The sequence below is a fragment of the Pseudodesulfovibrio halophilus DSM 5663 genome, from assembly GCF_059568665.1.
This window is the reverse complement of record NZ_JCANTV010000009.1, coordinates 1-25,835: the sequence shown is the minus strand read 5'-3', so window position 1 is coordinate 25,835 and position 25,835 is coordinate 1. Positions and strand designations below refer to the sequence as shown.

General features: G+C 61.6%; 21 protein-coding genes and 1 tRNA gene. 14 read left to right on the top strand and 8 right to left on the bottom strand.

All coding sequences use genetic code 11. The annotated features are described in order from the left end of the window. The first annotated feature begins 13 nt into the window (after window positions 1–13). The 4 genes from BR24_RS04850 to BR24_RS04835 all read left to right on the top strand — a co-directional run bounded on the left by BR24_RS04850 (window position 14) and on the right by BR24_RS04835 (window position 5,031). Window positions 14–1,756 carry an aldehyde ferredoxin oxidoreductase family protein gene (locus BR24_RS04850; RefSeq protein WP_496540379.1) on the top strand — a complete coding sequence of 581 codons (1,743 nt, stop codon included), beginning with the start codon at window positions 14–16 and terminating at the stop codon, window positions 1,754–1,756. A gap of 85 nt (window positions 1,757–1,841) precedes the next feature. Then, complete coding sequence (locus tag BR24_RS04845; RefSeq protein ID WP_496540378.1) at window positions 1,842–2,480, top strand: hypothetical protein; 639 nt, start codon at window positions 1,842–1,844, stop codon at window positions 2,478–2,480. Window positions 2,481–2,514: 34 nt separating this feature from the next. Beyond that, window positions 2,515–3,387: a hypothetical protein gene (locus tag BR24_RS04840; protein ID WP_496540377.1), complete on the top strand. Its 873-nt coding sequence runs from the start codon at window positions 2,515–2,517 to the stop codon at window positions 3,385–3,387. Window positions 3,388–3,720: 333 nt separating this feature from the next. Further along, window positions 3,721–5,031, top strand: coding sequence for a DVU_1553 family AMP-dependent CoA ligase (locus BR24_RS04835; protein ID WP_496540376.1), 1,311 nt, complete (start codon window positions 3,721–3,723; stop codon window positions 5,029–5,031). Between the two features lie 272 nt (window positions 5,032–5,303). Here the strand turns inward: BR24_RS04835 and BR24_RS04830 are convergent, their stop codons facing one another. Both BR24_RS04830 and BR24_RS04825 read right to left on the bottom strand, forming a co-directional pair. Further along, complete coding sequence (locus BR24_RS04830; RefSeq protein ID WP_496540375.1) at window positions 5,304–5,564, bottom strand: glutaredoxin family protein; 261 nt, start codon at window positions 5,562–5,564, stop codon at window positions 5,304–5,306. 294 nt (window positions 5,565–5,858) lie between these two features. Next, a tRNA-Leu gene (locus tag BR24_RS04825) sits at window positions 5,859–5,945 on the bottom strand. A 101-nt stretch (window positions 5,946–6,046) separates the two neighbouring features. On the opposite strand from BR24_RS04825, the gene BR24_RS04820 reads away from it, so the two are divergent. After that, complete coding sequence (locus BR24_RS04820; RefSeq protein WP_496540374.1) at window positions 6,047–6,745, top strand: DUF554 domain-containing protein; 699 nt, start codon at window positions 6,047–6,049, stop codon at window positions 6,743–6,745. Window positions 6,746–6,747: 2 nt separating this feature from the next. Here the strand turns inward: BR24_RS04820 and cls are convergent, their stop codons facing one another. Continuing rightward, window positions 6,748–8,184, bottom strand: a complete 1,437-nt coding sequence (gene cls / locus BR24_RS04815) for a cardiolipin synthase (protein ID WP_496540373.1) — start codon at window positions 8,182–8,184, stop codon at window positions 6,748–6,750. A gap of 89 nt (window positions 8,185–8,273) precedes the next feature. Here cls and BR24_RS04810 point away from each other — a divergent pair, with 89 nt between their 5' ends. The 5 genes from BR24_RS04810 (at window position 8,274) to BR24_RS04790 (ending at window position 11,782) form a co-directional block, all read left to right on the top strand. Further along, window positions 8,274–8,633, top strand: a complete 360-nt coding sequence (locus BR24_RS04810; RefSeq protein WP_496540372.1) for a nucleotide pyrophosphohydrolase — start codon at window positions 8,274–8,276, stop codon at window positions 8,631–8,633. A 4-nt stretch (window positions 8,634–8,637) separates the two neighbouring features. Beyond that, window positions 8,638–9,021 (top strand): 6-carboxytetrahydropterin synthase QueD, encoded by a 384-nt coding sequence (gene queD, locus BR24_RS04805; RefSeq protein WP_496540371.1) that lies wholly within the window; start codon window positions 8,638–8,640, stop codon window positions 9,019–9,021. After that, a complete protein-coding gene (gene dtd / locus BR24_RS04800; RefSeq protein WP_496540370.1) occupies window positions 9,022–9,486 on the top strand; it encodes a D-aminoacyl-tRNA deacylase in 465 nt (154 codons plus the stop codon). It abuts the gene before it with no gap. An 86-nt stretch (window positions 9,487–9,572) separates the two neighbouring features. After that, window positions 9,573–11,003 carry a hypothetical protein gene (locus BR24_RS04795; protein WP_496540369.1) on the top strand — a complete coding sequence of 477 codons (1,431 nt, stop codon included), beginning with the start codon at window positions 9,573–9,575 and terminating at the stop codon, window positions 11,001–11,003. Continuing rightward, window positions 11,003–11,782, top strand: a complete 780-nt coding sequence (locus BR24_RS04790; RefSeq protein ID WP_496540368.1) for a hypothetical protein — start codon at window positions 11,003–11,005, stop codon at window positions 11,780–11,782. The genes BR24_RS04795 and BR24_RS04790 overlap by 1 nt, the downstream gene beginning before the upstream one ends. 293 nt (window positions 11,783–12,075) lie before the next feature. Here BR24_RS04790 and BR24_RS04785 read toward each other — a convergent pair whose 3' ends face one another. Next, window positions 12,076–12,285: a hypothetical protein gene (locus BR24_RS04785; RefSeq protein ID WP_496540367.1), complete on the bottom strand. Its 210-nt coding sequence runs from the start codon at window positions 12,283–12,285 to the stop codon at window positions 12,076–12,078. 415 nt (window positions 12,286–12,700) lie between these two features. On the opposite strand from BR24_RS04785, the gene BR24_RS04780 reads away from it, so the two are divergent. Further along, complete coding sequence (locus BR24_RS04780; protein ID WP_496540366.1) at window positions 12,701–15,121, top strand: methyl-accepting chemotaxis protein; 2,421 nt, start codon at window positions 12,701–12,703, stop codon at window positions 15,119–15,121. A 198-nt stretch (window positions 15,122–15,319) separates the two neighbouring features. Then, a complete protein-coding gene (locus BR24_RS04775; protein WP_496540365.1) occupies window positions 15,320–16,570 on the top strand; it encodes a glycoside hydrolase family 28 protein in 1,251 nt (416 codons plus the stop codon). Window positions 16,571–16,646: 76 nt separating this feature from the next. On the opposite strand, the gene pstA is transcribed toward BR24_RS04775, so the two are convergent. From pstA to BR24_RS04755, 4 genes are all read right to left on the bottom strand, one after another. After that, on the bottom strand, window positions 16,647–17,807 hold the full coding sequence (gene pstA, locus BR24_RS04770; protein WP_496540364.1) for a phosphate ABC transporter permease PstA: 1,161 nt from the start codon (window positions 17,805–17,807) through the stop codon (window positions 16,647–16,649). Window positions 17,808–17,819: 12 nt separating this feature from the next. Then, window positions 17,820–19,079, bottom strand: a complete 1,260-nt coding sequence (gene pstC, locus BR24_RS04765) for a phosphate ABC transporter permease subunit PstC (RefSeq protein WP_496540363.1) — start codon at window positions 19,077–19,079, stop codon at window positions 17,820–17,822. Window positions 19,080–19,135: 56 nt separating this feature from the next. Then, window positions 19,136–20,176 carry a PstS family phosphate ABC transporter substrate-binding protein gene (locus tag BR24_RS04760; protein ID WP_496540362.1) on the bottom strand — a complete coding sequence of 347 codons (1,041 nt, stop codon included), beginning with the start codon at window positions 20,174–20,176 and terminating at the stop codon, window positions 19,136–19,138. A 317-nt stretch (window positions 20,177–20,493) separates the two neighbouring features. Next, a complete protein-coding gene (locus BR24_RS04755; RefSeq protein ID WP_496540361.1) occupies window positions 20,494–21,129 on the bottom strand; it encodes a peroxiredoxin in 636 nt (211 codons plus the stop codon). A 329-nt stretch (window positions 21,130–21,458) separates the two neighbouring features. Between BR24_RS04755 and BR24_RS04750 the strand changes: the two genes are divergently transcribed. Together BR24_RS04750 and BR24_RS04745 are read left to right on the top strand one after the other, a co-directional pair. Continuing rightward, complete coding sequence (locus BR24_RS04750) at window positions 21,459–24,371, top strand: insulinase family protein (RefSeq protein ID WP_496540360.1); 2,913 nt, start codon at window positions 21,459–21,461, stop codon at window positions 24,369–24,371. A gap of 1 nt (window position 24,372) precedes the next feature. Beyond that, entirely contained in the window at window positions 24,373–25,143 is a 771-nt protein-coding gene (locus tag BR24_RS04745; protein ID WP_496540359.1) for an ABC transporter ATP-binding protein, read from the top strand. Window positions 25,144–25,835: the final 692 nt, after the last annotated feature.

Here is a 25,835-nt window from a genome sequence, read left to right as displayed (position 1 = left end):
TCAGGAGGATCAGATGGACAAAGTGATCAGAATCAATGTCGGGGCCGACGGCGGTCCCACGGTCACGGAAGAGACGCTCGGGCAGTACGCGGGCTTCGGCGGGCGTGCGCTCACCTCGGCCATTGTCTGCGGCGAAGTGCCGCCGACCTGCCACCCCCTCGGCCCGGAGAACAAGCTCGTTATCGCTCCCGGTCTGGTGTCCGGCTCGGCCGCCAGCACATCCGGCCGCCTCTCGGTGGGCTGCAAGAGCCCGCTCACCGGCGGCATCAAGGAAGCCAATGCCGGCGGGCAGGCCGCTCAGTACCTCGGCCGGCTCGGCATCGCCGCCATTGTCATCGAAGGGGAGCACACCGGCTCCGACTTGTACAAGATCACCATCAACACCGACGGCGTGACGCTGGAGACTGACAACAGCCTCGCCATGCTCCCCAACTACGACCTGTGCGACAAGCTCAAGGACGTCCACGGGGACGGCGTCGCCGTCATCTCCATCGGTCCCGCCGGCGAGATGAGGATGTCCAACTCCACCATCGCGGTGACCGATCCCGAATTTCGTCCCACCCGTCACGCGGGTCGCGGCGGCGTCGGCGCGGTCATGGGCTCCAAGGGCGTCAAGGCGATAGTCGTCGACCCCGGCGGAACCAAGATCCGCAAGCCGGTCGATCCGGAAAAGTTCAAGGCCGCCAACCGCACCTTCGTCGAAGGGCTCAAGCAGCACGGCGTCACCGGTCAGGGGCTGCCGACCTACGGCACCAACGTGCTGACCAACGTCCTGAACGAAGCGGGCGGGTACCCCACCTACAATTTCAAGGAGGGCCGCTACGAAGGGGCCGCAGACCTCAGCGGAGAGACGCAGGCGACCCTCGAGGACGAGCGCGGCGGCGCAGGATCCTCCACGCACGGGTGCCATCGCGGCTGCGGAATCCAGTGTTCCGGCACCTTCTATGACAAGGACGGCAACTTCGTGACCAAGCAGCCCGAATACGAGACCGTCTGGGCCCATGGTGGAAACTGCGGCATCAAGGACCTCGATGCCGTCGCCAAGCTCGACTTCATGGATGACAACTACGGGTTCGACACCATCGAAATGGGGGTCACCATCGGTGTGGCCATGGATGCCGGGGTCATCAAATTCGGTGACGCCGAGGGCGCCGTCCGTCTGGTGGAAGAGGCCGGAAAGGGCACGCCGCTCGGCCGGATTCTCGGTGCCGGTGCCGCCACTACGGCCCGCTGCTTCGGCATCGAACGCGCGCCCGTGGTCAAGGGGCAGGCCATGCCCGCCTACGATCCGCGCGCGGTCAAGGGCATCGGCGTCACGTATGCCACCTCCACGCAGGGCGCCGACCATACCGCAGGGTATGCCGTCGCTCCCAACATCCTGAAGGTCGGCGGAGACATAGACCCCCTTTCCCACGAAGGGCAGGCCGACATCTCCCGCAATCTGCAGATCGCCACGGCCGCGTTGGACTCCACCGGTTTCTGCCTCTTTGTGGCCTTCGCGATTCTGGATCAGCAGGAGACCTTCGACGCCATGGTGGAGACCATCAACGGCATGCTCGGAACCGACCTCACCGGCGAGAGCGTCGTCGAGCTGGGCAAGGCCATCCTCACCATGGAGCGCGAGTTCAACGCGGCGGCCGGTTTCACCAAGGAGCACGACAGACTGCCTTCTTACTTCTCACGGGAACCCCTGAAGCCTCACGGCGTGGTTTTCGATGTTCCCGCCGAGGAGTTGGATAACGTTCACGCCTTCTGACAACCTCTGACCCTCCCCGTCCCGGATGCCCCGCATCCGGGACGGGGACTGCTCCCGGAACGAAGCAACGAGGATGGCGGCGGATATGGATGACCAACGACAGGGAGACATGGGAAAGGGCGTGACGCTTGTGGAGTTCAGGACCGCAAGGCCGCAGATGTTCGAGCTCGTTTTGCAGGAGGGATTTCAGGTGTCCTGCGTCCCCGGCTGCAGCATCCGTGAGTTCCTGTGCATCCAGCTGGAACTGTGCGGGGATTATACGGAAAAGAAAATTCAGACTATTTTTCTCAACGGCAAGTCCGTGGACGATGTCGACACGGCCACACTGCATGAAAACGACAGGCTGGCCCTGTCGGCGGCCATGCCGGGGCTGGTGGGGGCCGCCATGCGCAAGCAGGGCTTTTTCGCCAAGATGCGACATTCGATCAGCCATGAGGATGAAGCGCAAAACGGCGAGGAAGAGGAAGGAAGACGATGCCTCGTGACCGTCAAGCTGTTCAACCTGCTCGCCAGAGATCTGGCGCGGGATTTCCTTCGGCATGGGGTCCGGTTTCCCATGGAGCGTTTCCGATCCCTGATGTTCCGGCGCCCGGACTCGTTTTTCGCGGAGCTGGACGAGGTCTGCGTCAACAGCGAGAGGCTGGCGTCGCCAAGAGGACTTGCGGCCGCCCTGCCGCCGACTTCGGGCACCATCCAGCTCAGGCTGCTGGAGACGGAAGGCTGAGAATGGCCCTGTAACGGATTACCCGGAGGACAGGATGTTCGACTCGTCAAATAAGGGCAGCGCCAACGGGGCGAGCGTTCCGCTCCCCCCATGCGTTGTCGGCGAGTCCGGCCCCCTCGGAGCGCCGAAGCTCCGAAGCGCGCCTCGCCGTCAGGAGTTGAGTCTCTTTCTGCTGTCGGACCTTTTTGCGGCAGGCTACATGGGCAAGTCAAAATTCGTGCGGGATAAACGCCTGATCGGTCTGGCAAAGGACAGGAAAACAGTCTTTACCGGCGAGGCGCTGGATCAATGGGACCTGGATGTCCTTCTTCACTGCGCGATGCGGACCGCCGCTTTCCCGGAATGCACCGGGAGAATCCACGTGGATCCCGGAAAGCTGCTTCGCGACATGCGCCTTCGCAACTATGAGGACAACAGGGATAGAGTCTATTCCAGCCTCTTTCGGCTTCACACCGGGGCGCTGATCATCGTGGAGGCAGGCCGCCGCGGCATGGTTCGCCTTGTCGAGCGGGTCTTTCTCGACCGGAGCCGGGAGCACTGTCGGATCGAAGTTAACAGGGGTGTGGTGAACGCGTTGCACTGCGCACGGTATCGCGAAATGACTCTGGAAACCCGTGCCGACCTCAAGCGATGCGGTCTGGCCAAGTGGCTGCACGGGGCGAGCACCATTTTTCGTGGCGGGTTCAGGGCAGAGCTGACCAGCCTGCATCGGCTGTGCGGAGCGAGCAACCGGTCCCGCTATATCTTCCCGGGATTGCTGGCCAAGGCCCTCGCGCTCATGGCGGAATGCGGCGTTGTGGACTCATGGGAGCTCGACGGTCCTCTGCTGAAGGTGTTGCCGAGCTCCCGTCCCGGCCCGGGCGAGGCCCATGGGGAGCTCTTTCAATCTTCGCTTCGGTCGAGATGAGCGGCGCACCCTCGAGGCTGGTATTCACAACGTGCTCCTTCAGGTCCGCAGGCAGGGGAGGCGGGCGGTCCGCAGGGAGAGCGGACTTGCCTCGCATCCCGCTTCGGCGTCGACCTATCCGTGTGGCTGCGTGGTCCGCGATGGGTTCGAAGACTATCTCATGATTAGCCGTGAGAGGACGTTAGACCATGAACGACAGAGGCTTGAGAATGATGCACTCGGCCGGCAAGGGGCGTGGCTTCCGCGTAGTCGATCAAGGCAGGCGGCTGAGTCCCTTCAGCGCCTGCTGCCTGACGTTCATTTACGGTGAAACCCTCTACCGGGGGAAATGCCATGACGGTACCTGTCCTTGACCAATGGCTTGTTCGGCGAATGGGCTGGGCCGACCCGACGGCTCCGCCGACGCAGGAGCAGCTGCGGCAGTGGCAGCTTGAGCGGCTGAACCGCCTGCTCAGGCACGCACGGGAGAACAGCCCGTTTTATGATGCTCATCTGAGGACCGAGGGGAGGGCCGGGGTCGGATCGTTCGAGGAATTCGCGCGTCTGCCCATGCTTGCCTCGGAGCAGCTCAGGGAGAATCCGCAGCGGTTGCTTTGCGTTTCGCAGAACGCTCTTGAATGCGTCGTGACGGTAAAAAGCTCGGGCACGACGGGCAGGCCGAAGCGTGTATTCTGTTCCCGTGAAGACCTTGAGGCTACGAAGGAATATTTCGCCAGCGGGATGTCGAATCTCGTTGGACCGGAGGGCAAGGCATTTGTGCTCATGCCACCCGGCCGCCCCGGTGGCGTCGGCCATCTGCTGACAGATGCGATCGAGTCGCTGGGCGCCCGGTGTGTCCTCCACGGGGAGATGCGGGATTCGGGGACGGCGGTGGACCATCTGCTGGCCGAGGGCGCGACCTGTCTCATAGGGCAGTCGGCCCACGTGAACATGGTCGCCCGGGAATGGAAGCGGCGTGGCCTGCCGAATGACATGATCGGGGCCGTCCTGCTGTGCTGGGATGTGACGCCGCGCGCCGTGGTCGAGAATGTTGCGGAGGCCATGGGCAGCCGTGTGTTCCGGCATTGGGGCATGGTCGAGACCGGACTGGGGGGCGCTGTCGAATGTGCGCCCGGGAGCGGCCTGCACCTGCGCGAAGCCGACGTGCTGGTCGAGATCGTCGACCCTGATGGCGGGCAACTGCTGCCCGACGGAGAGTGTGGAGAGATGGTCGTGACCACGTTGCAGACAGAGGGGATGCCGCTCATCCGCTACCGCACCGGGGACATGGCGAGGATCATGCCCGGCCGGTGCCGATGCGGAAGCCCCATGCGCAGGCTCGACCCGGATATCCGGCGAATCGGCGGCGGACTTGATTTCGGAACGGGCGCTCTTCGGCTCGAGGACCTCAACGAGGCGCTCTACGGGTTGCCGGAGGTGGATGACTTCTCCGCCGGAATCAAGGAGGGGCTGCTCCATCTGTTCGTCAGCGTCGAGCGGTTCGGGGTCAGGTTTCGCATCATTGAAGCGCTGAAGGGGATCCCCGTTGTGAACGAGGCCTTGAAGATCGGCGCGCTCGGCTTGGCGATCCGGTTGAAAGACGACAGGACACCGGCGATTCCCGGCTCGGGGAAGCGGTGTTTTCATGAATCTCGGAGCTGTTAGATAAAGGGTTTTGTTTCCTCTGGTTGCGCGGTGCTGGAGACGGGGAGGCTCTCCTGTTGGCGACTGCGGTGGAAAGCTCAGGGTCGACCCTCGCGACCGCGGTGCGAAAAAGGCAATCCGAAGCGACCGCGGGATCGTCGGCACGCTCGGCAGCGGGGTGATGCAAGCCGAGCCGGTCCGGGCGGGCCGTGCTGGCCGAAGAAGACGGGGGCTTCGTCTGATCCGTGGAGCCATGACCAGAGAGCTGGCCACCGATGAGGTCGCGTCTTTGGTCAGGAGCCGTCTAGCAGCTCGCGGATTCTGTCCTGCTTGAATCCGACGACATGGTCATCACCGCTGACCGTTGTGGGAAAGGAAACTTCCGGATTGATGCGGCGCAGTTCGCGAAGCGTGTCATTTCGTTCATCGCCCGAAAGCCGGTCCGTATAGATACAGTCGAACCCGTCGGGGCCGAGGAGCTCTTCAAGCAGTTCCTTTGTTTTTCTGCAATGGATGCAGGTACTCAGGGCGTAAAGGGTGACCTTGTTGTCCATGATATCTCCGATGGCTAGAGAGGAACGCCTTCCTGACCTCTATCCTGACCGATTCAGGTACTCCCTGCATAGCACGAAGTGGGAATGATGGAAATGCGACAGGACCTTGCCGTGTTGCCGGATGCTATAATCCCAGACCACAGGATGAGTGGGCAATGTCCCACCCTTTCGCGTGCTGGGCAATGGAGAGCTCGCACACCATTCATTCGGTGTACAGTCCGGCGCAAACGGTTCTGTCGTGGAAAAGAGAAAGCCCCCGGTCACTTATGTGATTCCAAGGGCTCATATTATCTCTGGTACCGAGGGAGAGACTCGAACTCTCAAGGGCCGAAGCCCGGCGGATTTTGAGTCCGCTGCGTCTACCAATTCCGCCACCCCGGCATGGATTGGTGGGTATTCATAGGCGAGCCCCGGTTCAAATGTCAATAAGCTTGTCTCTCGCGCGGCTTGGTGATAGCCATGCGTCCTGCAAGGAGAGTGAAATGATACCAGTCGGATCAGTCGTCAATGCCGCGGCCATAGTTGTTGGTTCGCTCATAGGATGCATGCTGCACAGCAGGTTCCCCGAGCGCATCAGGACCATCGTCTTTCAGGGGCTCGGCCTCTGCGTGCTGCTTATCGGGTTCCAGATGGCCTTCAAGGCGCAGAACATTCTGGTCGTGCTGTTCAGCATCCTGCTCGGCGGCATCATCGGTGAGCTCGTGCGGCTCGATACGCTGTTCGAGCGTCTCGGAAACGCCGTCAAGAAGCGCATTGGGTCGGCCAATCCCAAGTTTACGGAGGGACTCGTTTCGGCATCGCTCATCTTCTGCATCGGTGCGCTCGCCATCGTCGGCTCCATCGAGGAGGGCATCCGCGACAATCCGACGGTGCTCTACACCAAGTCCATCCTTGACGGATTCGCCAGCATTGCCCTCGCCTCGTCCTTCGGCTCCGGCGTGCTCTTCTCGGCCATTCCGGTGCTGCTGTATCAGGGCGGGATCACCATCGGGGCCGGATACGTGGAGAGTTATCTTTCGCCGCTGATCATCGATCAGCTCTCGGCAACCGGCGGACTGCTCATCGCAGGCATCGGCATCATCCTTCTGGAAATCAAGGATATCCGCATCGCGAACCTGCTGCCGTCGCTGTTGCTGGTGCCGCTGCTGACGTGGGTCGCGGGGATGCTTCCCTCGCTGTAGGGTTAAAGGATCGGCGAAAGCAGGCGCGCCACTTTGACAAGGATTTTGAAAACGGTGTGCGTGTGATCGTACTCGGCGGGGCCGGTTTCGACGCAGTTCTCGAAATCCTTGCGGAACATGGACTCCACGTCCGCGCAGAAACTCTTGTCCTCCACCAGCATGGTTATCTCGAAGTTCAGGCGGAAGGAGCGGTTGTCCAGATTGGCCGTGCCGACTCCGGCCAGCCAGTCATCGCACAGAAATACCTTCTGGTGCAGGAAGCCGTCCCGGTAGCGGTAGACGCGGATGTTGTCCATGTGCAGCTCCTTGAGGGCGGCGAAGCCCGCCAGCCAGACGATCTTGTGGTCGGGCTTGCGAGGGATGAGCAGCCGCACGTCCACGCCGCGCAGCGCCGCGAGCTGAAGCGCCTTGGAGACCGCCGAGTCCGGCACGAAGTACGGGCTGGCGATCCAGATGCGCTTCTGGGCCGCGTTGATGGCCCGCACGAACATGAGCGAACACGACTCCCAGTCGTCCGCCGGGCTGGTGCCGACCGCCAGCACCTCGGCATCCCCGCGCCTTTCGGGCGGCTCCCACGTGAGATGCAAAACCTTGCCTGTGGCCCAGTACCAGTCCTTGGCGAAACTCAGCTCCACGCCGAGCACCGCGGGTCCGGAGCAGCGCAGATGCGTGTCCCGCCAGCGGCCGATGGAGGGTTGCATCCCGATGTATTCGTCCCCCACGTTATGCCCGCCCACAAAGGCCGTATGGCCGTCCACCACCACGATCTTGCGGTGATTGCGGAAATTGAGCTGGAAGCGGTTGCCCCGGCCCCGGGTGGTCATGAAGGGGTGCACGCGCACTCCGGCGCGGCGCAGCTCGTCCCAGTACTCCCTTGGCGTGGCGTGGCAGCCTACCTCGTCGTAGAGAAAGCGGACCAGAACGCCTTCTCTGGCCTTTCGGCAGAGCAGTTCCTTCATGCGTCCGCCGAGGCCGTCGTCGTGGACGATGAAGAATTGGACCAGCACATAGTGCTCCGCCTGTTCGACGGCTTCGAAGATGGCGCCGAACGTCGGGCTGCCGTCCACGAGCAGCTCCAGTTCGTTTCCGCCCATGTAGGGGATGGTGGCGATCTGCTCGAAGACGCAGCGTGCCTGATCGGAGTCCTCACGGTTCGCCGGGCAGGGCAGGCTGGGCATCCGGTCCACGCCCTCGGTCATGACCATGTAGTCTTCGCGGGCCGCGCGCATGGCCTCCACGTAGCCGTTGAATTTGCTGCGCCCGAACACCCAGTAGAGCGGAACGGCCAGAAGCGGAGTGGTGACCAGAAACAATGCCCAGGCAATGGCGCCCTGAGAAGTGCGGGTATCGCGCACGGCCCGAATGGCCGTCCAGATGCCGAGCACCTCCACCGTGGTCCAGAAAATACCGACCAGAACCAGAAGCATTGAGGATTCCATGGAGTTCTTTTATCAAACGCCCGCAGAAAAGGAAACTGGGCGCACCCGGCGTTTGACAAACCCCCGCGGCGCGCCCAATATCCGCCTGCATGAAAGACGATTCACTCAAAGACATAACCCGCGCCATGCGGGAATTCGTGGAGCGGCGCGGCTGGCAGGAGTTCCAGACGCCCAAGAATCTGGCCATGGCCCTTTGCGGCGAAGCCGGGGAGCTGGCAGCCGAGCTGCAGTGGCTGGACGGCGAAGCCAGCCGGGACCCGCATCCGGAGAAGCGCGAGCGGGTCGCCGCCGAGATGGCCGACGTGCTGCTCTATCTGGTGCGCATGGCGGATGAACTGGACATAGATCTCGCCGAGGCCGCGCTGGCCAAGTGCGAGGCAAACGAACGCAAATATCCCGAAAAGCTGGTGCAGGGCGACCTGCGCCTGCGGGACGAATACGAGGAGTAGGCCAATGGGCAAAGGCATCTGGACCCTGAGCGTGACGCGGGATTTTTCCTCCTCTCATCAGCTCAGGAACTACGGCGGCAAGTGCGAGCGCATGCACGGCCACAACTTCGGCGTGGAGGTCAGCGTCGAGGGCGAGCGGCTGGATGAGAAGGTGCAGTACCTCATGGACTTCAAGCAGCTCAAGAATCTCACCGACGATGTGCTCGCGGAGCTGGACCATCGCCATCTCAATGAGCTTGAGGCCTTCCGGGACCTGAACCCGTCCTCGGAAAACATCGCCATGCACATTTTCAAGCAGCTCGCGCCGCGTCTGCCGGAGCACGTTCGGCTGGCCTCCGTCTCGGTCTCCGAGAAGGAGTCCTCAAAGGCGACCTATCGGGAGGAATAGATGCGGCTCGTGGTTCAGCGCGTTACGGACGCGACGGTGACAGTGGGCGGCGACGCGGTCGGGGAGATCGGCAAGGGGCTGATGGTGTTGGTCGGGTTTGGTCGCGAAGACGGGGAAGCCATCTCCGGCAGCCCGGTCTGGAAGAAGATTATAGACAAGCTGATCAACCTGCGCATCTTCACGGACGATGCCGGCAAGTTCAACCTGAGCCTTGCAGATGTGCAGGGCGACCTGATGCTGGTTTCGCAATTCACGCTGTATGCCGACTGCCGCAAGGGGCGCCGTCCTTCCTTTGCCGGGGCCTGCCCGCCGGAGCTGGCAGACAGGCTGTTCGAGCGGTTTGTGGCCGATGTGCGAGCCGTCGCGCCCGGCAGGGTGGAGACCGGTGTGTTCGGCGAGGAAATGTTTCTCGATTTCACCAACTGGGGCCCGGTGACCATTATGCTCGATTCGGCCGAGCTATAGAAAATAGGAAAACTGCTACTTGATTTTTATATAAAATCCTGAGTAAGGTTTCTCCATTCGTTATCGAAAACGCGATGGAGGGCCGCATGAGTACGAATGGAAAGAGAGGGAACATTCTTGAGGAGCTTGGCTCCGAGGAAGCGCGGAAGAAAATCCGCGAGGAAGCGGGCTTCGACGGCAGGCGGGAGATTCCCGTAACCGGGCAGCGCGATCTTTCGGCTGTTGAGCAGGATGTCTACAACCGGTGTCTTCAGGCACTGCGCGATGAACGCGGCGATGTCGATTCGCGCCTGTCCGAGCGCAGGCGGGAGCTGCTCGGCAAGCCGGGGGAGGAGCGGGTCAGCTCTTCGCGCATCATGAAGCGGCTCGACAACGACATCAAGAACCTGAAGGACGAGGCGCAGGCGGGCCTCAAGGAGCTGTACCGCAAGCGCGACGCCACGGAGGCGGACCTCGAGGATTTCCGCGAGGAGCATCGTATCAGCAAGCAGGCCCACTATCCCGAGAACCGCTTCTGGATTGTGGCCCTGTTGAGCGTCATGCTGGTGGTCGAGTCGGCGCTCAACGCCAACATGCTCGCCAAGACCAACGTCTACGGCATTATCGGCGGCTGGGCCGAGGCCATCTTCATCTCTCTGGCGAACATCTTCTTCGGTTTCTTCACCGGCCTCGTTCCGGGGCGCTGGTCCGGGTTCAAGAAGTCCGATGCCGTCAAGGGATTCATGCGCAGCCTGCTCGGGTTCTGCCTCGTCTTTGTCATTCTCTTCAACTTCATCTTCGCGCACTACCGGCTGGTGGGCACGCCCGAGGTGTCGCAGGCCATCTCCTCGGCGTTGCAGAACATCATCGACAGCCCGTTGTCCATCTTTCTGGACATCAAGTCCTTCGCCCTGTTCATCGTCGGGCTGATCTTCTCCGGTCTGGCCGGGTGGAAGGGATACACCTGGGACGATCCCTACCCCCTTTACGGCAGGATCCATCGCGCCCGCGAACAGGCCCGCGAAGAACTGAACAATGCGCAGAACGACATCCGCAACCGTTGCATCAAGCTGGTGCGCACCGTGGTGGACGAACTGGACGCGAGCGTCAGAGGGGCCCGCGCCTCGGTGGAGAAGACCGCATCCCTCGAGGATCTGTGCAGCTCGGAAAGGGACAGTTTCAAGAACTACGCTGAAGCGCTCGAGGCGGGGATGCGCCACCTGATCACTTTGTACAGGGACAGGAACCGCAAGGCGCGCGATACGCCCCCGCCCGAATACTTCAACGAGCTGCCCTCTCTGCCGTGGGAGGACATGAACGTAGACTGCGATATGGAGCGCCTCAAGCTCGAGATCGAGTCATGCGAGGACTGGGTGACGCAGTACGGCAATGAAGTGGACGAAGTGGTGGAGATCCTGCAGAGCCGCGAACCCGAAATAACCGAGGAAATGAACGATTTCTTCAAACAGGTGGAGACGGAAGCCCGGCATGGTGGCGGTGAGAGCTCCGAGGAACCGGAATTCGCCGGAGCCTCGTAATGAGCGGTTACGGCTTCAAAAAGCAGAACCTGCTCAGGGACAAGGTCCTGCCGGGACTGGTGATGGCCATCGCGCTCGGGGTCATCCTCGGCGGTTCGTGGCTGGTCAAAACGCTCCCCAAGGGGCAGGAGAGTGCGGCGGCAAAGCTCGTCCTGCCTCGAAAGCATACGGTGGTGCTCATCGACCAGACAGATACCTTGAGCTCTCACTGCGCCGACCAGTTGGAGACGTTTCTCAAGGAGCTGCCCGATTCCATGGAGTCGGGCGAGATGGTGAGCCTGTTCGCGGTGGATGCCAATTCCGATATTACGGTTTCGCCGCTTTTGAGCGAGGTTAATCCCGGGGGCAACGTCAATGAATGGCTGGAGAACTACCGGATGAAGCACGAACTGTTCGAAAAGGAGTTCGTGGATCCGATCACGGAAATCGCCGGGGAGGTCAAATCCCGGCCGGACAGCCCTTCTTCACCCATAATCGAAACCATCAACCGCATCGCCACGTGGCACAAGTTCTGCGATCGGGTGCCGGTGCGGCGCATGGTCATCTATTCCGACATGCTGCAAAACTCGCGGCAATGCTCGGACTACAACCAGTCCAAGGTGCTGCATCCGGCTTCGCTCGGGTGCCCCGACCTTGAACCACTCTGGGGGGTGGAGGTGGACCTGCGCTACATCCTGCGCCGGGGCAAGAGCCACCTGCAGACCGAGGCGCACAGGAAAAACTGGATCCGCAGGCTGCGCGGTGCCGGGGCGAAGGTTCAGCTCACGCCCATTTTGTGAGTGTCGGAATCCGGTTCAACAATTTGTCCCCCGTCGGAGAGAATCCGGCGGGGGTTTCACTTTTTGAACCCGGCGGGATGGGGGCAGAGACAAGGGGCGCTGTGTCGCCTGTAATTCAAGCTACTGAAATTGTGGAGTAAGTTTTGGTTTCGGGCGTGTCTGAATGTTTTGGCACGGGAACTGCTGATAAACGTATACCTTCACTTCTTTTGCATATGAGAAACTACGGCTCTCCCGGGATGGTCCCGGGGGAGCCTTTCTCATTTCAGGGCGGACGACGGCGAGTGGATAACTTAGCGGCCGGTCAGAAGGCGGGAGGGGAAGAAGCAGTAAAATTCTTCGGGCCTGAGATTGTCCACGCGAAGGGTGATGCGGTGCCAGAGGCGGCACAGCGCGCTTTTGCGCAGGCAGAAATGTCCTCTGGCAAAGCGTTCGACCTTGAAGGGAATGACGATCGCGCAAAATGCGATCAGTCCTTCAGTGAATTGCCATTCTAGTTCCATGACGAGACCTCCTTTGTTTGGGGGCGATAAGGCTACGCCTCTTTTCCCGGAGGTCAACGGGGTCGGGACAAATTCTTTTTTTCACTTTCGGTCGCCTTCCCCCTGTCTCGCGGGGGAGGCTGTCCATGCTTTCCGCTCAGTATCCTTTGCTTTTACCGCTGTCCTGAAAAAGCGGATGGAAGACAAGTGACGGGAAAACGCCATGCGACTGTAACACGTCGATACTAAGGTGCCGCCACTATCAAGAGGTTCACGGGTCGGAGCGCGCGTTCTGCATCGGCGTATCGAGGTTCCTGAGGCGCACGATAAAGCCCGCACGATCCCCTCGGCAGGGTCCGCATCAGGCGCATTGCCGGATGAACGCCGGCGGAAATCACCCCCTGCAGGTCTTTCCAACCCAGCAGAAGCATCGATCATGAAAATGAACATCGGATTTCGCGGAAAGCTATTCGCCGCAAGCATCTCAATTGTCCTGATCACCATCCTGTGCATGGCGGGGGTCAACTCCTACCAGAGCAGAAAGGTGTATCTTGAAAACGGCATCACCGCGCTGAAAAACGTCTCGGACACCCTTGAGGAGACCATCTCTCTTCAGGACCACCTCTCCAAAACCAAAATATCGTCCGATCTCAAAATCTTCCGTTCCATCATGGGCGTCAGCGGGCTCCCCATGCTCGAGATGCTCATGGATGTGACCATGCAGGTCACCAATCAGGACACGGGAGAGCAGACGGAGATCACGCTGCCCGCCTTCAAGCTCGGATCAAAATATCTGCACGAGAGTTCCGACCTGGTGGAGCGCATGAACACCATGGCGGGTGTGCGCTCCTCCGTGCTCCAGCTGCACGACGAAAAGCTCGTGCGCGTCTCCACCACCATCAGTAACGAAAAGGACGAGTCTCTTCAGGGAGTCTTCATCCCCAAGAGCAACCCGGCATACAAGGCCGTCTTTGCGGGCGAAACCTTCGAGGGCATCGTCACCCTCGGCGGCAAGCCTTATGTGGTGGCCTACGAGGCCATTCGCAACTTTGACGAAAAGGTCATGGGCGCCATCGAGGTGGCGAGCCCGCTCATCCCCGAAAAGCTGGCTGACTTCATTCACAGCGTCACCGTCAGCGGCAAGGGGCAGTCCTTCGTCCTCGGAGCCGACGGCAGCGGCATCGTGCCGCCGGATGATCCGACTGTCGGCGAGGCTGTGGCGGCGTACATCGCTTCCGGCGAGGCGCCGGTCGACGGCAGGGCCGCAGTGGCCGCCCTCAAGCTCGGCGAAGACACCCTGCAGGCCCGTCTTGTCCACTTCAGGCCTTGGGACGCCTATCTCGTCACCGGGGTCCGGACCTCCCGCCTGCTGGAGGGCGTGACCGAGCAGATCATCACGAACTCGCTGGCGAGCGCGGGCGTGCCGCTGTTGCTCTCGCTGATAATCATCTGGTTCATGAGCCGTCAGCTCATGCGTCCCATGAACCGGCTGGAGACCATCGCCAATCAGGTCTGCGAAGGAAACTTCGACTTCGATTTCAACTACGACGTGGACGACGCCATCGGGCGCACCGTCGCCTCGGTCCGCCACATGGTGGGCGAAATCAAGAATCAGCTCGGCTTCAGCCGGGGCGTGCTCGAAGGCGTGACCATCCCCTGCGCCGTGGTGAACCTGGACAACGAGCTCATCCATTTCAACTCGGCGGCGGCAACGATTCTCGGCAAGCGCAAGAACTCCGACCAGTATCTGGGCAAGACGCTCAACGAGGTGGTCTTCCACGACGCCAAGGAAAAGACGCTGACCCAGAACGCCATGGAGCAGCGCAAACAGATGAACTGGGAGTTGAACCTCACCCGCGATCTGGACGGCAGCACCGTCAACCTGAACGTGGTGGCAACGCCCATTTACGATCTGGACAATGAGCTCATCGGCGCCATCTCCATCTGGGTGGACCTTACCGAGGAGCGCACCCAGAAAAAGGCCATCGAGGAAAAGAATCGCATCATAGAGCAGGCGGCGTCGGAAGCCATCGAGGTGGCCCGCAAGGTCTCCGAGGCCACCGAGGGCCTCGCGGTGAAGATCGACTCCGCCAACGAGGGCGCCGACAAGCAGCGCGAGCACGCCGAGCAGGTCTCCAGTTCCATGGAGCAGATGACCGGATCGGTGCAGGAGGTCGCGGACAACGCCAACTCCACCGTGGAGAACTCCGAGCTCGCGAGGGACTACGCGCGCGAGGGCGAGCAGATCGTCCGCCGCTCCGTGGACATGATGCGCGAGGTGCACGAGCAGTCCAAGGGCCTGCTGGGGCAGATGGACGAGATGGGACGCCACGCCAAGGGCATCGGCGCCATTATGGGCGTCATCACCGACATCGCGGACCAGACCAACCTGCTGGCCCTGAACGCGGCCATCGAGGCGGCCCGGGCGGGCGAGGCCGGACGAGGTTTCGCGGTAGTCGCGGACGAGGTCCGCAAGCTCGCGGAGAAGACCATGACCGCCACGGTGGAGGTGGAGGACTACATCAAGCTCATTCAGGGCAGCGCGCAGGAGAACATCGCCAGCACGCAGAAGGCCACCGACGCGCTTGAAGAGTGCCGGGGCATGGTCGAGCAGTCCGGCAGCTCGCTTCAGGACATCGTCAGCAAGGTCGAGGAGGCCGCTTCGCAGGTGCGGAACATCGCGGGCGCGGCCGAGAAGCAGTCCCGTGCCAGCGAGGAGATCAACGCCGCCACCGAGACCGTGAACGTGATCGCCTCGGACACGGCCGAGGCCATGCAGGAGGCCTCTTCAGCGCTGGATCAGCTCAACTCGCTGGCGGATGAGCTCAAGGTGGCAATCAACCGCATGCAGAATTAGTAAGCCTGAAACAGATCACCGCGTGGAGCCCCCCGTCGTTGATGTGCGCCTTCCTGTCCGGAGGGCGGCGTTGATGCCGGGGGGCTCTTCGGGTATGACACGGCTGAACGTCCGGAGAAGCGGTCTTCCCGGACCGGGCGGACGCGAGCCTGTCCCGCGCCGCCTCCCTCCGGAACCTCACAAGGAAATGGTGGAATCATGATCTCCCGCGCCAGAACGCCGCTCCTGCTCGTCGTCTTCGTCCTTCTCGCCTGCGCTCCGGCCCGTGCCGGGGATTATTCGGTCAGCGACTTCGAGGGGCAGTGGTCGTGGAGCGAGCTGCACACGAAGCAGCTTCAGAGCGCCATCGACGCCTGCTCCGAGTCGGGCGGCGGCACCGTGACCGTGCCCGACGGGTTCTGGTTCACCGGGACGCTTTTTCTGAAGGACGGCGTGACACTGCACCTGAATGAGGGCGCCACGCTCGTGGCCGTTCCGCATCCTTCGCTGTTCCCCGTCATCGAAACCCGCACTCGGGCCGGGTCCAACAAGATCAGTAACCGCGCCCTGATATACGCCGAGGGTCGCAGGGACATCGGCATTACGGGCAGGGGGACGCTGCAGCAGACCGGGCTGATCGACCCGCTGGTGTTCGACAGGCATGAGCGGCCTCACATCATCAAGTTTGCGGACTGCGAAAACGTCCGGGTGGCCGGAGTCACTCTGAAGGGGGCCGCCACATGGACGCAGCTGTACCTCAAGTGCCGGGGCGTGGAGCTGGCGGACCTGACGGTCTACTCCATCTACGGCAGCGGTTCGGACGGTTTGGACCTTGATTCCTGCTCGGACGTGGTGGTCAGCAACTGCGACATCGACTCCTACAACGACGCGCTGGCCATCAAGAGCACGTCTCCGACCAAGGCCGAAAACATCCGCGTGCGGAACTGCGAACTGCGCAGCGGCAAGCGCGGGGTGAAGATCGGGACGGAATCAGTGGGTGGCTTCGCGAACATAAGCATCCGCGACTGCCTTGTGGAGAAAGGACGGCGGACCATCGTGAATCCGTTCCCGAGGACCATGCGAGCGGCCATGTTCATCTCCACCGTGGACGGCGGGGATATCCGGAACCTGACGGTCAGCGGCATGGCCATCGCCGATGCGCAGGTGCCGCTGTTTCTCACGGCCTCCAGGCGCAGCCGCGAGGTCCGGCCGGGGAGCATCGTGAACCTGAGCATCGAGAACGTCCGCTCCGATTACGAGTTCGAGCATCCCGCCATCATCTCGGCCTTTGAGGATGACGGCATCAGGGAGTTTCGACTCTCGGAGTTTCTCCCGGATGCGACCGGCCCCCGCGTGTTGAAGACGGAATTTGCGCGGGAGGCCATGATCGGCAAACCCAAGTTCGATATGTACGGCTTCGATTTTCAGCCCGGGCTGATCGTGCACAATACCGGACTGGACCTTCGGTAGCCCACGCTTTTTCGACCATGAAAAAAGGGCGCATCCAAAAAGGATGCGCCCTTTGCTTTTTCGGAGGTCGTCGCTCTTACCACTTGGTCTCGCGCTTGTTGCGCAGGTAGATGGCCAGCCCGTTCATGGAGAGCATGACGGCCAGCAGCACGATGATGCCTGCTGAGGTGCGCTCCGTGAAGGCGCGCAGGGAGTCCGAGGACCATGTGTAGATCTGCGCCGGAAGCACGGTGGCCGCGCTCGTGAAGTCGGCGGGGGCGTCCGGGATGTAGGCCATCATGCCCACGATCAGCAGGGGCGCGGTTTCGCCGATGGCCTGCGCGAGGCCGATGATGGTGCCGGTGAGGATGCCGGGCAGGGACAGGGGCAGGATGTTGGTCAGGACGGTCTGCCACGGGGTTGCGCCCAGCGCCAGCGCGCCTTCGCGCACCGAATTGGGAACCGCCCGGATGGCCGCCCGTGTCGATATGATGATGATCGGCAGGGTCATCAGCGAGAGCGTGAGTCCGCCCGCCAGCGCCGATGATCGCGGCACCCCGAAGAAGTTGATGAAGATGGCCAGACCCAGCAGACCGAAGAGGATCGACGGGATGGCCGCGAGGTTGTTGATGTTGACCTCGATGATGGGCATGAACTTGTTGTTCGGGGCGAATTCCTCCAGATACACGGCGGTCATGACGCCTATGGGGAAGCTGAAGAGGAAGGTGATGATCAGTACGTACATGCTGCCCACCGCCGCCGACCAGATGCCCGCCATTTCGGGCAGCTTGGAGTCGCCGTTGCTGAAGAAGCCGGAGTTGAAGGCCAGCCGGGCCTGTCCGTGGTTCTTCATCTCGGTGATAAGTGTCTTTTCCGCCTTGCTCAGGCGGTTGGGTTTGCCCTTGAGGAACTGGTCCACCTCGGCCTCGGCGAGAACCCACTCCTGCCTCTTCGTGCCGATCAGGCTCGTGTCCTCTTCCATGCGAATGGGGATCAGGCGCGTGTATCCGCGGCTGACCAGATAGGACACGTCCTCTTCAAGGGCCCAGTTGCCCATCTCCATGGCCTCTTCGCTGTAGTGGACTTCGACTTTCAACTCGGCCTGTTGGAACGCGGTCCAGCCGGTGGAGATGATGTTGTAGAAGAAGAAGACCAGAAACGCCCCGGCCAGAGCGATGGCGCTGTAGGAATACGCCCTGAAGCGGCGGTCCTTGCGCTTGCGCTTTTTGACCAGAGTAATGGAGTGTTCGAACTTCATGATGCTGCCGCCTTATTCGTATTGCTGCCTGAACCGGCGAATGACCAGCAGGGAGACGATGTTGAGCGCGAGGGTGAACACCAACAGGACGAGGCCCAGTCCGAAGGCGGACAGGGTCTCAGGGCTGTCGAACGCCTGGTCGCCCGTCAGGGCGTCCACGATGCGCACGGTGACGGTCGTCATGCCTTCAAGCGGGTTCATTGTCAGGTTGGGGCGCAGCCCGGCCGCCATGACAACGATCATGGTTTCGCCCACTGCGCGGGACACGCCGAGCAGAAACGCGGACACGATCCCCGGCAGGGCCGCGGGGAGCACCACGTTCTTGATGGATTCAGAGCGGTAGGCCCCCAGCGCGAGGGAGCCTTCGCGCATGGAGTTTGGCACCGAGGTGATGATGTCGTCCGAGAGCGAGGACACCAGCGGGATGATCATGATGCCCATGACGATGCCGGGGCTGAGTGCGTTGGTGAAGTCTGCCTGAAGCCCGACGGCCTCGGCCGCGCTCACGATCATGGGGCTTACCGTGATGGCGGCGAAGAAGCCGTAGACCACGGTGGGGATGCCCGCGAGAATCTCAAGCGTGGGCTTGGCGATCTTGCGGAAGGTGGGGCTTGCGTATTCTGCCAGACAGATGGCGGAGAACAGGCCCACCGGGACCGCCACGAGCATGGCGATGGCCGTGATCATGAACGTGCCTGCGAAAAGCGGCACGGAGCCGAAGAGGCCTTCGGAGGACTCCGAGGCGGTTCCCGCGGCGTGGACCACGGCTTCGTCCGGGTTCCAGTTGGTCCCGAAGATGAAGTCCCAGATGTTGACGATCTCGAAGAACTGCATGGCCTCGAAGATAACCGAGAGCACGATGCCGACAGTGGTGAAGATCGAGATGAGTGATGCCGCGAAGAGCAGCTTCACGATGACGCCTTCGACGATGTTCCTCGCCCGGAGTCCGGGCTTGACCTTCATGACGCCCACGGCGAGTCCGCCGGCGGCGAGCGCCAGCGCGGTGGCCACTAGCGCGGTGCCGGGGACCTTGGCGACTCCGGCCAGGCTCAGGACCGCGGCCAGCAGCGAGGCGGCCAGAGCGGGCCAGAGCGTCCAGACCACGGCGTACCAGCCGTAGCTGTCCGACGTGGAGTGAAAAGTCTCGCCTTTGAATTTAAGGGAAAAGGTTTTCCGTGTCGCCAGAAAGTAGGCGATCGCCGCAAATGGCAGCAGGCCGCAGAAGAGATAGAGAAATACGGTTCCGGTATCCACAAGCAGTCCCTGTGTCATCGACGACGAAAACCGGGCCGACAAGGCCGGCCCGGTTGGTGTCGTCGGTTGTTCGTTTACTTCAGGTCTTCGAGGCTCAGGTTCTTGTAGGACAGCACGTCCTTCTGCACCTGCTTGCGAAGATCGTCGTCAAGGGGAACCAGGCCGATGCGCTTGAGCAGGCCGCGGGGGCCGATCATCTTTTCGCTCATGAACAGCTCGATGTAGTCCTTCATGCCGGGGACCTTATCGAGGTGGGCCTTCTTGATGTAGAAGAACAGGGAGCGGGAGATGGGGTATTCGCCGCTGGCGATGGTAGCCGGTTCCGGGGAGTAGCCGTTGATCTTGGCGCCCTGGATGCGGTCGGAGTTCTCTTCGAGGAAGGAGTAACCGAAGATGCCGAAGGCGTCCTTGTCCTTGGTGAGCTTCTGGACGATCAGGTTGTCGTTCTCACCGGCGGGCACGTACACGCCGTCCTGACGCACGGCTTCGTACTTCTTGGCCTTGCCCTTGGGGGCGATGGCGCTGTAGAGGTCCTTGTGCTTCTTGGCGAACTTGCCGATGACCATTTCGCCGAAGGCGTCACGGGTACCGGAAGAGGTCGGGGGACCGTAGAAGATGATCTTGCGGTTGGGCAGATCGGGGTTGATCTGATTCCAGGTCTTGTACGGGTTCTTGATCAGCTTGCCGTTGGACGGGACCATTTCCATGACGGCCAGGGCCAGTTCGTCCTTGGTGATGCTGAAGGGGGCGTTCTCAGCGTTCTGGGCAACGGCGATGCCGTCGTAACCGATGAGCGCTTCGGTGATTTCGGTGACGCCGTTCTTCTGGGCGCGCTCGAATTCGGAGGGCTTCATGCGGCGGGAAGAGTTGGTGATGTCCGGGGTGTTGAGACCGGCGCCTTCACCGAAAAGCTTGTGGCCGCCGCCGGAGCCGGTGGATTCGACAACCGGGGAGGGGTGGTCGGTGGTTGCGCCGAATTCTTCGGCGACATAACTGGAGAACGGATAGACAGTACTGGAACCGACGATCTTGATCTGATCGCGGGCCTGAGCCACGCCGGCGCCAACCAGCAGAATGGCTACGAGAGAAAGGGCGATTCTTACCATTTTAGTCATTAGTGACCTCCTCAAATTGGTAGACGGTATTGCCTTGAGCGATTTGGAGAACCTAAGGGAGCGCTGTTACAACACAATGGGTCAACTGTGACACTTGCGTTACTTTCGCTTCCGCTTCTGTCCTTTTTTGTACCCTTTCCGAAGACTGATGGCCCGGAAAGCCACGCATACGGGGCACTTCGTCCTGTCGCAGAAGGTATGCCCTGTGAAGCAAGCATACCGTTATTTTGCGGCGAAAAATGCTTGCGGGCACGAAAAAAGGCCGGAACGGGTACCCGTTCCGGCCTTGGTGTGACGTTTCCTCAGGAGGGGGAAGCCTAGTCGTTGAGGGCTTCGTAGACCTTGCCCACGAGTCCTTCGCCCGGGGTCAGGGTTTTCTTGCCCGGCTCCCACTTGGCGGGGCAGGCTTCGTTGGGGTTCTCGCGAAGGTGCACGTTGGCCTTCATCTTGCGCACCAGCTCGTCGGCGTTGCGGCCCACATTGTAGAAGTTGGTCTCGGCGGAGACCAGAACCCCGTCGGGGTTGATGATGAAGGTGCCGCGCAGGGCCAGCCCGGTGTCATAGTCCCAGATGTCGAAGAAGCGGGACACCTCGCCGGTGGCGTCGGAAGCCATCTGGTATTTCACGTTCTCCAGCAGGCGCTCGTCGTTCTTCCACGCCATGTGGGTGAACTTGGTGTCCGTGGAGACGGAGATAACTTCCGCGCCCATTTCCTTCAGTTCGGCGTGTTTCTCGGCGAGGTCCGCCAGTTCGGTGGGGCAGACGAAAGTGAAGTCGGCCGGGTAGAAGAAGAGAACCACCCATTTGCCTTCCTCGCGCAGTTTGCCGAGATCCACCTCGCCGAAGAATCCCTCGGTGGGATCGAAGGTTTCCATTTTGAACGGGGGGACGGGCTGGCCCACGCGGGCGAAGTCGACAACGTGCTCGTGTGCGTGTTCGTGATCGCAAGACATAATGATTCTCCTATGGATCTGAATGGTTATTTTTAACTTAGGAACGATTCCTATTTATCTTTGCCTCCGGCCCATGTCAAGCGGTAGCGAGAAATTTTCCGGTCTTCAACTCCGTGGCCGCTTCGTGTATGAAGAGCGTGCATCGTCGGACGCCCGCGGGGATTCCGGCAGTCTTCACGGCAGGCGCAGGTGCGCCGTCGTGTGAATATTCGGAATCGCGGCCCGCGCCGCGCCTCCGCGTCCGCAGTGCGACATGGCTGCCGGATCGAACGGCTCCCCCGGGGGGCGTCCCACACAGTTAACAGAAAAACGAAAAGAGAGAAGCGCGGATGAGTCACGGATTCGATAAGGTTCGCGAAATGGAAATAGAGGAACTTGGCAGCGTGGCCCAGATCTGGCGCCACCGCAAGACGGGCGGCCGCGTGCTGTCCATGATCAACGATGACGAGAACAAGGTCTTCGGCCTGAGCTTTCGCACGCCGCCCAAGGACTCCACCGGGGTGGCGCACATTCTGGAGCACTCGGTGCTCTGCGGGTCCCGCAAGTACCCGGTCAAGGAGCCGTTCGTGGAGTTGCTCAAGGGTTCGCTGCAGACATTCCTGAACGCCCTCACCTTCCCGGACAAGACCTGTTATCCGGTGGCAAGCGCCAACCACGCCGACTTCTACAATCTGGTGGACGTCTACCTTGACGCCGCCTTCTTCCCGCTGCTGGACGAACACCGCCTGAAGCAGGAAGGCTGGCATTACGAGCTGGACGACCCCGAAGGTCGCATGAGTTACAAGGGAGTGGTCTATAATGAAATGAAGGGCGCGTATTCCAGCCCGGATTCGCTGCTCTACGAATACTCCCAGCAGTCCCTGTTCCCGGCCAACACCTACGGGCTCGACTCCGGCGGCGACCCGTTCGCCATCCCGGACCTGACGTGGGAGCAGTTCAGCGAATTCCACCGCACCCATTATCATCCCTCCAACGCCTACGCCTATTTCTACGGCGACGATGATCCGGAAAAGCGCCTCGAAATACTGGATGAATACTTCAATCAGTTCGAGCCGCTCACCCCGGAATTCTCCCGCGTGCCGCTCCAGCCGCGCTTCGACAAGGCTGTCGAGGTCCGCAAGAAGTTCCCGGCCTCCGCCAAGACCAAAAAGGGCATGTTCACCGTGAACTGGATGCTCGCGGAAACCGCGGATGCCAACCTGAACCTCGCGCTGCACATTCTGGAGCACATCCTCATCGGGCTGCCGTCCTCACCGCTGCGCAAGGCGCTCATGGATTCCGGCCTCGGCGACGACCTCGCCGGAGTGGGGCTCGAAGCCGACATCCGGCAGATGTTCTTCTCCGTGGGGCTCAAGGGCGTGCATCCGGCCAACGCCGTGAAGGTCGAGTCTCTGATTCACGATACGCTCAGCAAGCTGGTCAAGGACGGCATCGACCCCAAGGATGTGGAAGCCGCGGTGAACAGCGTGGAGTTCGACCTGCGCGAGAACAACACCGGCAGCTACCCGCGTGGTCTGTCCCTCATGTTCCAGTCGCTCTCCACGTGGCTGTACGACTCGGAGGACGGCACCGAGGGCGATCCGCTCCTGCTGCTGCCCTTTGAAGAGCCGCTTCGCAACATCAAGACATGGGTGGCAGAGGGCGAAAAGATTTTCGAAGAACTCCTGAGCCGCCTGCTGCTGCAGAATCCGCATCGCTCCACCGTGTTGCTCGAGCCGGACAGCGAGCTGGGCAAGGAGCTGACCGCCAAGGAACGCGAGCGGCTGGAAAAGGCCAAGCAGGCCATGAGCGAGGAAGACGTGCGGCGCGTCATTGACGAAACCGCCGAGCTCCGTCGTCTTCAGGAAGCTCCGGACACCCCCGAGGCTCTGGCGAGCATCCCGCGCCTGTCCAAGGACGATTTGCCGGAAGAGAACGTGCGGATTCCCTCCGAGGAACGCGAAGTGGGCGGCGTGACCTGTCACTTCCACGACCTGCACACCAGCGGCATCGCCTACGCCGATCTGGCCTTCGACATCTCCGGCGTGCCCGACGAGCTGCTCCCGCTGGTGCCGCTCATGGGCCGCGCCCTCGTCGAGGCAGGGACGAAAAAGCGCGACTACGTGGACCTCTCCCAGTGGATCGCCCGGACCACCGGCGGCATCTCTCCGCAGGTACTCTGCCAGCCCGTGCTGAATTCCCCGGAAGCCGCGCAGCGACTGGTCGTGCGAGTGAAGACCACCGGCGAAAAGCTCCCCGAGACCGCGGAGATTCTCAAGGAAATCCTCACCGAGGCGCGGCTGGACGACAAGGTCCGCATCCGCCAGATCGTGCAGGAATCCGTCTCGCGTCTGGAGCAGGCGCTGGTTCCGTCCGGGCATATCATGGTGGCCCGCCGCCTCAAGGCGCGCGCCCATCAGGCCCACGCCATGGAAGAGGCCATGACCGGCGTCACCGCGCTTGAGGCCCTGCGTACCCTGTCCGAACGGGTGGAAAACGACTTCCGCCGCGTGGGCAAGGACTTCGTCCGGCTGGCGGATATCATCCTGCGCCGCGGCAACCTCGTGCTCAACGCCACCTGCGAGGCCTCGCTGTTCGACACCGCCGCTCCGCTTCTGGCCGACGTGGTCGCAGCCCTGCCCGAAGGGGCGAGCGAACCCGCCGAACGCGTCATGCCGAGTTTCCCGGAGCGCGAAGGGCTCGCCATTCCCGCGCAGGTCAACTATGTGGGCAAGGGCGTGAACATCTACGAGCAGGGCGTCGAATATCACGGCTCCATGAACGCCGTGTCCAAGTTCCTGCGCACCGGCTATCTCTGGGACCGCATCCGCGTCCTCGGCGGCGCCTACGGCGGGTTCACCGTCTTTGATCCGGTGAGCGGCAGCATGAACTATCTGAGCTACCGCGACCCCAACGTGGAAAAGACCATCGAGAACTACGACGGCGTGGTCCAGTACCTCGAAGGACTCGACCTGCCCGACGGCGACCTCGAAACCGCCGTCATCGGCGCCATCGGCGAAATGGATTCCTACCAGCTTCCCGACGCCAAGGGCTTCACCAGCTTTGTGAGGACTCTCACCGGACAGACGCCGGAACACCGGGACCGCGTCCGCAGCGAGATCATGAACTGCACCGCCGACGATTTCCGCGCCATGGCCGAAGCCGCCCGCGCGGTGGCCGAAAAGGGCGACATCGTGGTCATGGGCAACGAGCCCGCCATGGACGTCTCCGGCCTGAACCTCGACATCAGGGAAATCGTCTAGCATGGGCAGGCTGGTACTCGACAACCTCGGCAAGGTCTTCGGCCAAGGCGAAAAAGCCGTCACCGCCCTGCAGGATATCTCCATGCAGGTGGAGCACGGTGAGTTCGCCGTCGTGGTCGGTCCGTCCGGTTGCGGCAAATCCACGCTGCTCAACATTGTGGCGGGGCTGGAGAACGAAACCTCCGGCTCCGCCAGCATCGACGGGCGTCGCATCAAGGGGCCGGGCGCGGATCGCGGCATGGTTTTCCAGTCCTACACCCTGTTTCCGTGGCTGACTGTCCGGAAAAACGTGGAATTCGGCCTGCGCATCAAAGGCATCCCCGCAGCCGAACGCGCTGAAACAGCGCGCCACTACCTGAGCCTCGTGGGACTCTCCGAATTCGAAGATTCCCTGCCCCGAGAGCTGTCCGGCGGCATGAAGCAGCGCACCGCCATCGCCCGCGTGCTGGCCAACAAGCCCGACATGCTCCTGATGGACGAACCCTTCGGCGCCCTTGACGCCCAGACGAGACTGCAACTGCAGGACCTCACCCTCGACGTCTGGCGTGAAGAGTCAGCCACCGTGCTGTTCATCACCCACGACATCGACGAAGCCATTCTGCTCGCCGACAACGTCTACGTCATGTCTCGCCGCCCCGGAAAAATCGTCGAGAAGATCGAAGTGGAAATACCAAGACCCCGAGATCATCGCATCACCCTCACACCGGAGTTTTCAGCCATAAAAAAAGTCATAATGGAACGACTCTGGAAAGAGATTGACGGCGGCACCTGATCCCGGCTTGACCTACAGTAAGCGTACGGCGCCCGTTTGTAACGGGCGCCGTATTTTTTTCCGATAGGCTGCGGAGCCGGCTCCCTGCCCGCCTTTCCGCATGAGTTGCAGGTTTCAGCCTGTCCGCCGACTTCTTTTTGCTCGCGCAGAAACTAACGGCGTTCCTTGAAACTGAATCTGATTAAGGGAGCCCGTCAGCCAAGACGCACTGCACTAAAATCCCCGTCAGCGGGGTTGCAGCTGAGACGCGAGTTGTGCTGTCGCATGAACCCGGCAGCTGCAGCCCCGCTGACAATCCAGGGATTGCAAAGGGGGCCCGCCCCTTTGGCGGGGTGCAGGGGCAGCGCCCCTGCCCGCCGGAGGCACCCGGCTGGAGGCGTGCGAGGTGGTTCTTTAAAATCAGAGGGTTACCTTGTCAGGCAACCCTCTGCTCGGACCATTTTTCTTTTCCGTGGCTCGTGTTCGTGGCTTCAGGTTATACGCAGGCTTAGACCTTCAACCTCGCATCCCTGCGCCAGCCGTCAGTCTTCGCCTTCGACCTTGTCCCAAGGGGACTGGCCGTCTGCCAGCGTCTGCATGCTTTTGTTCAAAGCATCCACAGCTCGGTTGTTCTGGGTAAGCCGGTGGATGTATCGCTCGGTGGTGCGTTTGGATACATGGCGGAGCAATTGCTGGATATCCAGAATGTTCGC

What these genes read in the sequence shown, in the direction of transcription:
- BR24_RS04850 (WP_496540379.1), top strand. Translation starts at nt 14, where the DNA reads ATGGACAAAGTGATCAGAATCAATGTCGGGGCCGACGGCGGTCCCACG.
- BR24_RS04845 (WP_496540378.1), top strand. Translation starts at nt 1,842, where the DNA reads ATGGATGACCAACGACAGGGAGACATGGGAAAGGGCGTGACGCTTGTG.
- BR24_RS04840 (WP_496540377.1), top strand. Translation starts at nt 2,515, where the DNA reads ATGTTCGACTCGTCAAATAAGGGCAGCGCCAACGGGGCGAGCGTTCCG.
- BR24_RS04835 (WP_496540376.1), top strand. Translation starts at nt 3,721, where the DNA reads ATGACGGTACCTGTCCTTGACCAATGGCTTGTTCGGCGAATGGGCTGG.
- BR24_RS04830 (WP_496540375.1), bottom strand. Translation starts at nt 5,564, where the DNA reads ATGGACAACAAGGTCACCCTTTACGCCCTGAGTACCTGCATCCATTGC.
- BR24_RS04820 (WP_496540374.1), top strand. Translation starts at nt 6,047, where the DNA reads ATGATACCAGTCGGATCAGTCGTCAATGCCGCGGCCATAGTTGTTGGT.
- cls (WP_496540373.1), bottom strand. Translation starts at nt 8,184, where the DNA reads ATGGAATCCTCAATGCTTCTGGTTCTGGTCGGTATTTTCTGGACCACG.
- BR24_RS04810 (WP_496540372.1), top strand. Translation starts at nt 8,274, where the DNA reads ATGAAAGACGATTCACTCAAAGACATAACCCGCGCCATGCGGGAATTC.
- queD (WP_496540371.1), top strand. Translation starts at nt 8,638, where the DNA reads ATGGGCAAAGGCATCTGGACCCTGAGCGTGACGCGGGATTTTTCCTCC.
- dtd (WP_496540370.1), top strand. Translation starts at nt 9,022, where the DNA reads ATGCGGCTCGTGGTTCAGCGCGTTACGGACGCGACGGTGACAGTGGGC.
- BR24_RS04795 (WP_496540369.1), top strand. Translation starts at nt 9,573, where the DNA reads ATGAGTACGAATGGAAAGAGAGGGAACATTCTTGAGGAGCTTGGCTCC.
- BR24_RS04790 (WP_496540368.1), top strand. Translation starts at nt 11,003, where the DNA reads ATGAGCGGTTACGGCTTCAAAAAGCAGAACCTGCTCAGGGACAAGGTC.
- BR24_RS04785 (WP_496540367.1), bottom strand. Translation starts at nt 12,285, where the DNA reads ATGGAACTAGAATGGCAATTCACTGAAGGACTGATCGCATTTTGCGCG.
- BR24_RS04780 (WP_496540366.1), top strand. Translation starts at nt 12,701, where the DNA reads ATGAAAATGAACATCGGATTTCGCGGAAAGCTATTCGCCGCAAGCATC.
- BR24_RS04775 (WP_496540365.1), top strand. Translation starts at nt 15,320, where the DNA reads ATGATCTCCCGCGCCAGAACGCCGCTCCTGCTCGTCGTCTTCGTCCTT.
- pstA (WP_496540364.1), bottom strand. Translation starts at nt 17,807, where the DNA reads ATGAAGTTCGAACACTCCATTACTCTGGTCAAAAAGCGCAAGCGCAAG.
- pstC (WP_496540363.1), bottom strand. Translation starts at nt 19,079, where the DNA reads ATGACACAGGGACTGCTTGTGGATACCGGAACCGTATTTCTCTATCTC.
- BR24_RS04760 (WP_496540362.1), bottom strand. Translation starts at nt 20,176, where the DNA reads ATGACTAAAATGGTAAGAATCGCCCTTTCTCTCGTAGCCATTCTGCTG.
- BR24_RS04755 (WP_496540361.1), bottom strand. Translation starts at nt 21,129, where the DNA reads ATGTCTTGCGATCACGAACACGCACACGAGCACGTTGTCGACTTCGCC.
- BR24_RS04750 (WP_496540360.1), top strand. Translation starts at nt 21,459, where the DNA reads ATGAGTCACGGATTCGATAAGGTTCGCGAAATGGAAATAGAGGAACTT.
- BR24_RS04745 (WP_496540359.1), top strand. Translation starts at nt 24,373, where the DNA reads ATGGGCAGGCTGGTACTCGACAACCTCGGCAAGGTCTTCGGCCAAGGC.